The sequence below is a fragment of the Thermofilaceae archaeon genome, assembly GCA_038731975.1.
GTDB lineage: Archaea > Thermoproteota > Thermoprotei > Thermofilales > Thermofilaceae > JANXEW01.
The window spans coordinates 1-9,625 of the sequence record JAVYQJ010000029.1; the positions used below are offsets into that span (position 1 = coordinate 1).

The window sequence follows — 9,625 nt, forward strand, 5'->3', positions numbered from 1 at the left end:
CCTCATCCTCCCCCAGCCTCCGCGCTGCTGCCCGCATGATCGCTTCGACGGCGAGGCAGTGCTTGACCATCCTATCATCCTTCAAGTGCTCCCTCAGCAGGCTCAATGCCGCGTCCCGCTCCACAAGACCCCCTTACGTGCGGCGCTATAGGCTTGGCGCTTCGCGGCGAGCACGATCAGCAAAGCTCTTTAATGCGCTACCACCGTATTCCCCAGCCCCGGTAGTTCAGTGGCCAGAACGCCGCCGTGGTATGTGGTGAAGCTCCGTAGAGGCGGGGGACCCGGGTTCGATTCCCGGCCGGGGCTCCAGCCACGCTTTCTTTGAAGGTTAAAGTTAAGAGCTGTAGAGCTGTAGTACACTTTAATGATAGATTTGAGGCCCTGGCGGGAGGTAGTTCAGCTCGTGCTTGAGGGGGTGAGGCTGAGGAGCACTGACTACAGGTCGCTCGAGGAGTACTTGGAGCGGAGGCTGGGCTTCAGGCGCGTAGAGGGGGACGAGGTGGTGCTGCGTACTCTGCGGCTCGAGACGGCGGGTGAGCACGCCGAGATCACGGTGGAAAGGGGGTTTGAGACCACGGTCTACGCGGGGTACTTCATGGGCGTCGATGTGCTTGCCGAGTTCCTTGGAGAGGAGGAGAAGGGCATGGAGGTTGTGAGCGTCGACGGCGAGGAGTTCAACGTCTTCACGTCGGCGTACAAGATGGTCAAGTTCTCCAGCGTGAGCGGCTACGTTCTGCAGCGGTTGCTCGAGGAGCTCGTGGTGGATCTGGGCATCCAGTACTCGAGGAAGGATTGGACGTTCCACAGGGTTGTCGAGGAGGCCACCTGACGCTTCCCACCTCCAGCTTTTCCGCTCGCGGGCTAAAGGGAGGGGAAGAGGAGTCGGGGCCAAAGGCCGATGGCGACGGCCGTTGATGCGAGGACTACGCAGGGTGCTACTGCAGCGACTGTTCGCGCCTGCATCCTCCCCCCGCCTTCGAGCCGCGAGAGGAAGAGGCTGTGGAGCATGTTCGTGAACACGTACAGTGGGATGAAGGAGAGGGCGAGGATGGCGAGCGCGGCGGCCACGCCTGCCCAGAGACCCAGGGTAGAGGAGAAGTATCCGAGTATCAAAAGGAAGTAGTGGAGCTTCGCGTGGAAGCCGCTGAAGGGTGGGATGCCGATTGAGGAGAAGAGGCAGATGGCGAAGGAGAGCGCTACGATTTCCCTCGCGCGCCTTGGTAACCGGCTCCAAGCCTCAGAGGTAGCGAGCCCAAGGCAGGCGAATAACCCAGCCTTCATGAGCGAGCTGTTCAGTGAGTAGGCGACCCACACGTGGGCTAGGCCCGGTTCAGCTAAGGCCACGCTGAGCGCCGTCAGGATGACCCCGTACTCGCCAATCGCGTAGTAGGCTAAGACCCTCAAGGGATCCTCCTGCCTAGGGGCCAGCAAGTAGCCGAAAGGTATGGCCGTGAACCCCAACGCTAGGAGCAGGGGTACCAGCTCACTGGTGTACCCGGCTGCGGTTGCTGCCAACAAGAGGTTGTAGAGGCCCACGAAGAGGGGGGTGTGCTCAGCACACGACAGTACGTTGACGATGGAGGTGGAAGCGGGAAAGGCGTCGGGGACCCATGCGTGGAAGGGGAAGAAGCCGATGTCAGCCCCCAAGCCGATCGTGAAGAGGATCGCGGCGAGCAAGAGTAGAGGGCTCCCCGGCGCCGCATCCAACGGGTTCAGCAGGTACGTGCCCCTGGAGACCGCGAGGAGAGTCACTCCCAAGAGCACGCAGAAGGCGCTGATCGTAGTGATCACGAGGAACCTGAAAGCTACCTCCGGCGCGTCGCTGCGGGGCGAGTGACCGACGAGAGCGACCGTGATTCCGATCAAGGCTTCGACGAGGAGGAATAGGAGCAGTGCGTTGCGCGCGACCACCATGTAGTTGAAGGAGAAGATCAGGAGGAGGAAGAATAGGTTGTAGAGGTTGAGCGGCAGCCTCCCACGAGGCCCGAGCCCCGCGTTGTAGACGGCTGCCAGAAGTGCGATGAGGTTCGAGTATACGAGCACCAGTGCGCCCAGGGGGTCGAGCTCGCCGGCTAGTAGCGGGGCTCTCGCAAGGCCGGTTCGCATGCACTCCTCCCAAACAATCAGCGAGAAGGAGAGGCTGAGCCCCGAGCCCGCCGCAACGGCGATCACGCTGCCCCGCTCGCTGCGCCCCGCTAGGAAGCCGAGTAGGGATGCGGCGAAGGGAGCGACGATCAGCAGCGTCAGCGCTTCAACCATCGATCCCACCCGTCCAAGCTGGGTGAGCGGTAGGTTTCCCACCCCTCCCTCGCGAGTAGGTAGGCGACGTAGATCACCATCGTGATCGAGATGTTCGATACCGCCGCGTAAAGAATGTTGCCCTCAACCACGATGAGGGGGTGGAGGGCGTTTGAAGCCATGTTCAGGGAGACAGCGACCCTGACCGGGTCTCTGCTGTAAGTGATCATGAGGATGGGGAGGAGGGAGGCCAACGCGTACGGTAACAGGCGCGGGCTTTCGAGCAGCGTGAGGGCGACTGTAGTGGCAGCGAGGGCGATTGATGCCGCGACGAGGGGTAGGGGCGCCTTCTCGGCGCGTTCCCCGAAGATCCTTTCGAGTCTCATCAGGAGGATGGGTGGCGCGGCCACGTGCACGACTGCTGCGCCGAGGTAGGCAAACGCGAGGTGCGGCTCGAGCTGCAGAAGCTTCTGCACCTCAGTAGCGGTGAGGGCTAGGGACTGCAGCGCGAGGGCATAGGGTAGCACGCTCGACTTTTTCGTGAGTAGAGCCGCGAGGGCTGTTGCAACCAGGACTGTGATCTCCGCTACAACCACGCTAAGACACCCCCGATGACTAGGAGTATGAGAGCAGAGACTAGGAAGGCGAGAACCGAGGCACGGTAGTCGTAGTGGATGTCGAGCGCTAGCGCTCTCCCAGCTAGGTCCAGGAACGCTTTCGCCAGGCGGCGGTAGAAGCGGTCGGGGTCGACGGAGGAGGCGAAGGCTCCGAGCTTGACGGCTGAGAGGAAGCGATTGTAAACGCTCTCCCCCGGCAGCGGTGCATAGGCCATATCCACGCCGCAGAGGAAGGGTTTCGCAGCCTCCTCCGCCTCATCTTCACCCCCGCTCGCCGTCCCCTCCGGGAGGATGACTACGGCTAGAGCGGCTGCAAGGGCTACGATCACTATGGCGGCGATCAGCGAGATCAGCGTACCGGCGAGCTGGTAGAATTGCTCGTAGATGTCACGGCCTCCGTGGAGGCCCAGCTGCGCTAGGACCGGTGGAACCCAATCCTCGAGCACGAGCTTGGGGTAGGAGCCGGTTGCCAAGATTGCGGCGGACAGCACCAGCATTGGAGCCAGCATCTGCAGCGGCGGATCCCTGATGCGTGTAAACTTCCTCTCACCGCCCAGGAAGACGGAGTAGAAGAGCCGCGCTCCGAGAGCGGCATTGAGCAGGCTACCCAGTACGATCACCGGGAGCAGGTGCAGGTACCCCGCCTCGAGCGAAGCCTGAAAGAGGAGGTACTTCCCGATAAACTCTGGGGTTGACGGAACGCTCGCGAGCGTTAAGCACCCCACGAGGAAGCCGACGGCTGTTAGCCTCATATGGTGGTAGAGGCCGCCCAGCCGCCCAAGCTCTTCCTCCCCCGTAGCGTAGATCGCCGATCCGGCTGCGAAGAATAGGAGGGAGAAGGCGAGCGCGTGCGACACGATTAGGGTCAACGCGGCAGCGGCGGATGTGGGGGTGAGTAGGCCGAGCGCGATGACGACGAAGCCCATACCAGCTATCTTCCCGTACGCGATCGCCCTCTTCAGGTTTCTCTCGACCAGGCCACCAATCCCGCCAGCCAGAGCCGTGAAGGCACCTAGGGAGGTGGCGGCAAGCCTCACCGGCTCGTAGAGCGACGGGCTGTTGTACAGTGGCTGGAGGAACCGGAAGAGCAGGAAAACGCTGGCCTGGAAACCGCAGACGCTGTAGATCACAATCGAGGTGGTCGGCGCTGTCACACCGTCGAGGAACCACGTGTGCAGCGGGTACTGCTCCGCCTTCGGTAGGGTAGCGAGGAGGGAGAGGGCCGCGAGAGCGTAGAAGGCGCTCTCGTCGAGGCCTCCCGGAGCGGCGTAGTCAGCTACCCTCAGGCTACCCGTCATTGCGTAGAGGAGCAGCACAGCCGTTATGAGGCCAACCCCCCCAACGTGCGTCATCAGTAGCGCCTTCAAACCGGCGCGCGCACTGGCAGGCGAGTCAAGCCTGAAGGCTATCAGGGCGTAAGTGCACAGGCTGGCCAGCTCCCAGAAGATTACGAGGGTCAACGCGTTGTTGGAGAAGTAGAGCCCGACTAGTGACGCGGTCATCAGAAGGGCCAGCGGGTACGAACGGTTGTGGCTCTGCACGGAGTAGGCCCTGTTGTGGGGGGAGAGGTACCGCGTGCCGAACGTCAGGGAGAGCGCGCTCACGAAGCACGTTAAGGTAGCGAGCAGAAGGGCGAGGGAGTCTACGCGGAATTCGAGGGGCGCCCAAAACGGGGCCGCTGGACTGTAGGCGCTCAACGCGGCAGGGCCCTGAAGGATCGATGGAGCAGCCATCAGGAGGAGGGCGAGCGCGATGTAGGGTGCTGCTACGCAAACCCCGATCGCTAAGGCCCGGCCGACCCTCGGAATCAGGGATAGGAGGGGGAAGCCAGCTGCAGCGGCGAAGAGGACTAGCAGGGGTGGTATGGCTGGATGCTCCACGTAGACCAACGACAGTCGCACAACACCTCCCTGTGCGCGCTTTTAAAAGCGTGCCTACTTGCGAGTTACATGCTCGAACTCGTGCGTCATCCAGAGAGCCTTCCTCGGACAAACTTCAACGCACTGGCCGCAGAGTATGCACCTCGAGGGATCGATCGAGACCTTCCTGTCGGCCGTGGTTATCGCCCCACTGGGGCACAGCTTTACGCAGAGCATGCAGCCCACGCAGAGCCCAGGGTCGTACCTCAGCGCACCCCTGAAACCCTCGAGAACACTGGTGTTCTCCCGCTTAAAGGGGTACCGCACCGTGACAGGCCTCCTCAGTAGGAAGCGCACGCCGTCCCGCAGGATCTTCCCCACAGGCATGTTACCACCCGCTCAGGCCAGCTGCCAGACTGATCAGAGACAGAAGTAGCGGGATCCTCCAGAAAAACCGCGCAAGCTGATCCACCCGGACTCGGGCCACGAAGGTTGCCGTAAGGGTGATCGAAAGGAACATTATCAGGAGCGCACCTAAAAAGCACACTGCCACCTCCGCCCACGGGTTGCCTAGGGGAAAGCACAGCGTGAGGATTGACGCTAGGAGCGCTGTCGTGAAGCGGGACACGCTCTTCGACAGCTTGGCGAAGGCCAGAAGGGGTCCGCTGTACTCCACCATGAAGCCTGAGACGATCTCGGTCTCCGCCGTAGTGACGTCAAAGGGCGTCACCTCCCCCTCAGCTGGCATGCCGGCGAGGATCGCGAGCAGCGCCGTTGCCCCGCTGATCGTAAGCAAGGTAGGCCCCTTGACTCTTTGCACCTCCAGCGCCCTAGCTATTGAGAACCAAGCGCCCCCCCTCATGGAGGCTGCAAGGACGGCAACGAGCAAGGGCAGCTTGAACGCGAAGAGCGTTGAAACCCCCCTGGAGAGGCTGATCGAAGCATACGGGTTGCCTGACGAGGCCCCACCTAGCAGAAGGGATAGGGAAGACGCCGTCAGCAGGGAGTAGACGATGACGACGTCGCCGGGTAGCTCGAGTAGACCAGCCGCAGCTGCGAGTGTCACCGCACCGGCGAGCGTGGAGAAGGCCAGTGCCAGCGGGGGGAGGGCGGTGAACAGCCCCTTGGCCGAACTTCTCGGGGCGATCCACGACTTTCTCAGCAGCTTGATGATGTCGTAGAAGGGCTGTAGCAGGGGCGGCCCCACCCTAGCTTGGAGCCTGGCGCGGATCTTCCTGTCTATGCCGTCGAACACCAGGCTCGCTGCAGCGACTGCCGCGGCCAGCGCCAGGAGGATCACGGGGAGCACGCGAATCCACCCCCGCTCAGCTCAATCTCCCTTTTAACTCCGCTTCTCACATCGACTACGAGCGCCCGCTCGGTGCAGGCTATGCAGGGGTCTATCGAAGCGTAAATCGCCGGTACGTCTGCGAGCTCCGCGCCCTTGAGCATCTCCGCTAGAGCCACTAGGTTGGCTAGGGTTGGAGTCCTGATCTTCAGCCTGCTGAGGAAGCCGTTGCCGTCGGTCACAGCGTAATACAGGAGCTCACCCCTTGGAGCTTCAACTCTGGCTACGGACTCGCCCCTGGGAACCACCCTTAGCACCCTGTGCGGCGGGATTTTCGGCCTTGGATCGCCCGGAGGTAGAGTATCGAGGGCCGCCTCGAGGATGTTGGCGGACTCCAGTATCTCGGCTACGCGAACCTCAGCTCTAGCGAGCGAGTCGCACCCGCTGCTCGTCACCACGGAGAAGGAACCCTTCAGCTGCTCGTAAGCTGCGTAGGGGTCATCGACGCGAACGTCGCTCTTCACGCCGGAGGCCCGGGCAGTCGGACCAACAGCGCCGCACCTAACCGCGTCGTTGCGGCTAAGAACTCCCACGTCCTGAAGCCTCGCTTCAACGGTCTTGTCGTGAATCACGTCGAAGAGGTACTCAGCGGCCTTCCTGGACTCCTTGATGGCGCTCCTTATCATGGCTGCCGCCTTCTCGCTCACGTCGCACCGCGCACCCCCTATCGCGTTCGCAGCCTTCATGACTCTACCTCCCGTTAACGCCTCCATCGCATCCATCGCAGCCTCCCTGATCCTCCACGCGTACATGAAGAGGGCCAGGAAGCCGAGCTGGTAGCCCAGCACGCCCAGCCATAGGAGGTGGTTCTGGATCCTCTCGAGCTCCGCGAGTATCGTGCGGATGTAGAGGGCCCTCTCGGGGGGCTCAATGCCCGCTATGCTCTCCACCGATTGGACGTAGCAGAGAGGGTGCGCGTGGGAGCAGATACCGCAGATCCTTTCAGTTAGATGCAGCACCTGCACGAGGTTCCTCCTCTCCGCCAGCACCTCGATGGCTCTGTACACGTACCCAAACCTGAATTCGGCGCCCACGACCTCCTCCCCCTCGACGAAGAGAACCAGGTTCACCGGTTCCTTCGTCGCAGGGTGGAGCAGCCCGAAGGGTATGATTGCCGCCCTCCTCTCGACCTCCATCAACCCTCACCCAGCTTTTCGGCGGCTTCCATCAACCCCTTTAGGATGGCCTCTGGCCTCGGCGGGCACCCACCGACGTAGACGTCCACCGGAATCAGCTTATCGACGGGCCCCTCGAACACCGGGCTGCCCGCGAAAACACCCCCCGAGGCAGCGCAGACGCCGATGGCGACCGTCACCTTCGGCTCGGGCATCTGCCTGTAGGCCCTGACAAGCATCGATGCCGTCTTGCTCGTCACCGGCCCCATGACGACCAGCACGTCCGCGTGGCGGGGAGTGCCGACGAGGATGCACCCGAGCCTCTCGGCATCGTACCTGGGCGAGAGAGCGGCGAGAAGCTCTATCAGGCAACCGTTGCAGGATGCAGCGTTAACTACGAAAATCCAAGGCGACTTAGCCCTAGCCTTCGAAACCAAACCCACGGGACCCACAGCCCATACCCTCTCTTAAACGTTGCTCATAATCTCAGCAGTCAAGTCGTGATTCTTCCACATATTTTTAGTAGTCATTTCTATCCGTAGAAGACGTTTGATAGAAAAAATCGGTTAAACTTAGAGCTCGCGGGTACCGGCGCGTGGCGAATAAACGAGGCCGTGTGGGATTTCGCGCTACCCAGGCTCGTTCCCAATCGGCCGGAGGGCGACGACCATGTCGACCCTGCGTAACACCTCCTCGAGCAGCTTCCTCTCCCTCTCTGTCACGCCCGAGCCCTTATCGTCCGCTAGGGTAACCCCCCTGTACGCGTTGGCCAGGAAGGTTTGAGCGGAGGATATGCAGCTCAGCAGCTTCTCCAGGCTGCCTGCGTGCAGGTAGATCGTGAGGTCGTTGACAACGAGAGCGGGGGTGGGGTCGCTGAGGAAAGTATCGAGCAGCGGCTCTATGACCACCCTGTTAGCCTCGGCGAGCCTGAGCACTTCGCTGGCGGTGCGCCCTTCAAGCCTGGGCGCTCTCACCGTCGGCGGCGCAAGGTACCTGAGCCACTGCACGATGCTCGTGTACGCGGAGAGCCTAGCCGCACCGGGCACAGTTGTCGGCGCCATGTCGATCACCGTGATGTTCTCCGGGCCCAGGCGCGAGGCGAGCTGCTCCAGTAGCCGAGCCGTCAACCTCGTCTTACCAGCCCCCCGCTCCCCTACGATTACGACCCTTCTCCCCAGAATTTCCTCTACCGTCAGCTCGATCATCCCGCCTTCAGCAGGTCGAGAAGCCCAACCCTATCGATAACCAAGAGGCATGCTGCACCAAGAACGCCGCCGGCAACCGAGCTCAAGCTCCAGCCGGCGTAGAGCCACAGGATGCTGCCGAACCTGGCCTGCAGGCTCATGCCGGCGAAAAGGGGGTCGAAGATGAACCAAGCGAGGGTGCCGCCGACCAGCACGGTTCCGAGGGGCTCCGTGAGAGCGGCCAGCAGGAGCGCTCTCCTCCTGCTCGTGACTTTCCTGAGAAGCTTGTACGCTACGCCCACGACGACGCCGCCGGGCAGCCCGCCGGGGTAGGCGAAGATGGTCCCCACTCCCATCATGATCCTCAGCGTGCCCACGACGGCGGCGATAATCGCGGCCCACAGCGGCCCAACCAGCACGCCAGCAACGGCGTTGACGAGGTGCTGGCCGGGGAACGCCTTGGTCGGGCCCCACGCGAACCAGGCGACCGGTGCGATAACGAGGGCTAGGGCTACCAAAGCCGATGAAATCGCCAGCCGGACAACGGTCTTCATCCCGACAAACGCTTCGGCGGACGGCTGATAAGCATTGCTGAGCTGGAGCCCGGTGCGAGTTAGCGTCTTAAACCCGGGCACGCTGAACCCTGTGCGCGCGAAGGTGTACAGGAACGAGGAGGTGAAGCGGGTTATCGCCTTCATCCCGAGAGGCCACACCCACACCAGGCTCATCCTAGAGCTCAACGATCAGACGCTTATCCTTCAGGAGGCCACGGTGGCCGCCATCGTCAGAGCCTACGTCTCCGTAGCAGCCCATCCGACGCGTCGCGCGGTAGAGCTCGTTCAAGCCAGGTTGGCTGAAAGGAAACCGAAATACGCTGAGCACCAGCTCGTTGAGAGCAACAGGCCTGAGGAGGAGGTATTGGCTGAGGCGGAGGACATTTGGCGAAGCTGCTCCCCAGCCGGCGATCATCAGCATTCGAGTCGACCTTCGATTAGCGGCGAAAATCAGGGGTAGGCGGAATGGAGCCGCCGCTTGAGGAGAAAGGCTGCAAAGGCTAAAACGATCACGATCCAAGAATCCTTTCCTTCCGTCTCATGGAATCGACCCGAGGGTCGGGCCCTGACAGGCGAGATGCTGCTCAACGCATTGACGCGAGAATGAGCACGTCGTTGTACGCTTCAGCCACTTCGACTACTGTGACGGAACCCTCAGCTTTAACTTTCGGCTTTATTACCCGCCGAGCCTCAAGGTCGATCCCCTCCCA

At 62.1% G+C, this 9,625-nt stretch carries 11 protein-coding genes and 1 tRNA gene; 3 read left to right on the plus strand and 9 right to left on the minus strand.

Annotated elements, in window-relative coordinates; all coding sequences use genetic code 11:
• Window positions 1-215: 215 nt before the first annotated feature.
• Window positions 216-309 (plus strand) — tRNA-Thr (locus tag QXF46_08190).
• Window positions 310-364: 55 nt separating this feature from the next.
• The gene (locus QXF46_08195; protein MEM0226836.1) at window positions 365-829 is read left to right on the plus strand and encodes a hypothetical protein; all 465 of its coding nucleotides are present in this window, start codon (window positions 365-367) and stop codon (window positions 827-829) included.
• A gap of 32 nt (window positions 830-861) precedes the next feature.
• On the opposite strand, the gene QXF46_08200 is transcribed toward QXF46_08195, so the two are convergent.
• From QXF46_08200 to thiW, 9 genes are all read right to left on the minus strand, one after another.
• Window positions 862-2,259, minus strand: a complete 1,398-nt coding sequence (locus tag QXF46_08200; protein ID MEM0226837.1) for a proton-conducting transporter membrane subunit — start codon at window positions 2,257-2,259, stop codon at window positions 862-864.
• A complete protein-coding gene (locus QXF46_08205) occupies window positions 2,244-2,834 on the minus strand; it encodes a hypothetical protein (GenBank protein MEM0226838.1) in 591 nt (196 codons plus the stop codon). The genes QXF46_08200 and QXF46_08205 overlap by 16 nt, the downstream gene beginning before the upstream one ends.
• Window positions 2,825-4,756, minus strand: coding sequence for a proton-conducting transporter membrane subunit (locus QXF46_08210; GenBank protein ID MEM0226839.1), 1,932 nt, complete (start codon window positions 4,754-4,756; stop codon window positions 2,825-2,827). Before QXF46_08210 ends, QXF46_08205 begins: the two co-directional genes overlap by 10 nt.
• 33 nt (window positions 4,757-4,789) lie before the next feature.
• Window positions 4,790-5,101, minus strand: a complete 312-nt coding sequence (locus QXF46_08215) for a 4Fe-4S binding protein (protein MEM0226840.1) — start codon at window positions 5,099-5,101, stop codon at window positions 4,790-4,792.
• Between the two features lies 1 nt (window position 5,102).
• Window positions 5,103-6,023 carry a complex I subunit 1 family protein gene (locus QXF46_08220; GenBank protein ID MEM0226841.1) on the minus strand — a complete coding sequence of 307 codons (921 nt, stop codon included), beginning with the start codon at window positions 6,021-6,023 and terminating at the stop codon, window positions 5,103-5,105.
• On the minus strand, window positions 6,011-7,198 hold the full coding sequence (locus QXF46_08225) for a nickel-dependent hydrogenase large subunit (GenBank protein MEM0226842.1): 1,188 nt from the start codon (window positions 7,196-7,198) through the stop codon (window positions 6,011-6,013). Before QXF46_08225 ends, QXF46_08220 begins: the two co-directional genes overlap by 13 nt.
• Window positions 7,198-7,620, minus strand: coding sequence for an NADH-quinone oxidoreductase subunit NuoB (gene nuoB, locus QXF46_08230; GenBank protein ID MEM0226843.1), 423 nt, complete (start codon window positions 7,618-7,620; stop codon window positions 7,198-7,200). Before nuoB ends, QXF46_08225 begins: the two co-directional genes overlap by 1 nt.
• 186 nt (window positions 7,621-7,806) lie before the next feature.
• The gene (locus QXF46_08235) at window positions 7,807-8,382 is read right to left on the minus strand and encodes a hypothetical protein (GenBank protein MEM0226844.1); all 576 of its coding nucleotides are present in this window, start codon (window positions 8,380-8,382) and stop codon (window positions 7,807-7,809) included.
• Window positions 8,379-8,915: an energy coupling factor transporter S component ThiW gene (gene thiW / locus QXF46_08240; protein ID MEM0226845.1), complete on the minus strand. Its 537-nt coding sequence runs from the start codon at window positions 8,913-8,915 to the stop codon at window positions 8,379-8,381. The genes QXF46_08235 and thiW overlap by 4 nt, the downstream gene beginning before the upstream one ends.
• A gap of 52 nt (window positions 8,916-8,967) precedes the next feature.
• On the opposite strand from thiW, the gene QXF46_08245 reads away from it, so the two are divergent.
• Entirely contained in the window at window positions 8,968-9,375 is a 408-nt protein-coding gene (locus tag QXF46_08245; protein ID MEM0226846.1) for a hypothetical protein, read from the plus strand.
• The last annotated feature ends 250 nt before the right edge of the window (window positions 9,376-9,625 follow it).

What these genes read in the sequence shown, in the direction of transcription:
- QXF46_08200 (MEM0226837.1), bottom strand. Translation starts at nt 2,259, where the DNA reads ATGGTTGAAGCGCTGACGCTGCTGATCGTCGCTCCCTTCGCCGCATCC.
- QXF46_08235 (MEM0226844.1), bottom strand. Translation starts at nt 8,382, where the DNA reads ATGATCGAGCTGACGGTAGAGGAAATTCTGGGGAGAAGGGTCGTAATC.
- thiW (MEM0226845.1), bottom strand. Translation starts at nt 8,915, where the DNA reads ATGAAGACCGTTGTCCGGCTGGCGATTTCATCGGCTTTGGTAGCCCTA.
- QXF46_08195 (MEM0226836.1), top strand. Translation starts at nt 365, where the DNA reads ATGATAGATTTGAGGCCCTGGCGGGAGGTAGTTCAGCTCGTGCTTGAG.
- QXF46_08225 (MEM0226842.1), bottom strand. Translation starts at nt 7,198, where the DNA reads ATGGAGGTCGAGAGGAGGGCGGCAATCATACCCTTCGGGCTGCTCCAC.
- QXF46_08215 (MEM0226840.1), bottom strand. Translation starts at nt 5,101, where the DNA reads ATGCCTGTGGGGAAGATCCTGCGGGACGGCGTGCGCTTCCTACTGAGG.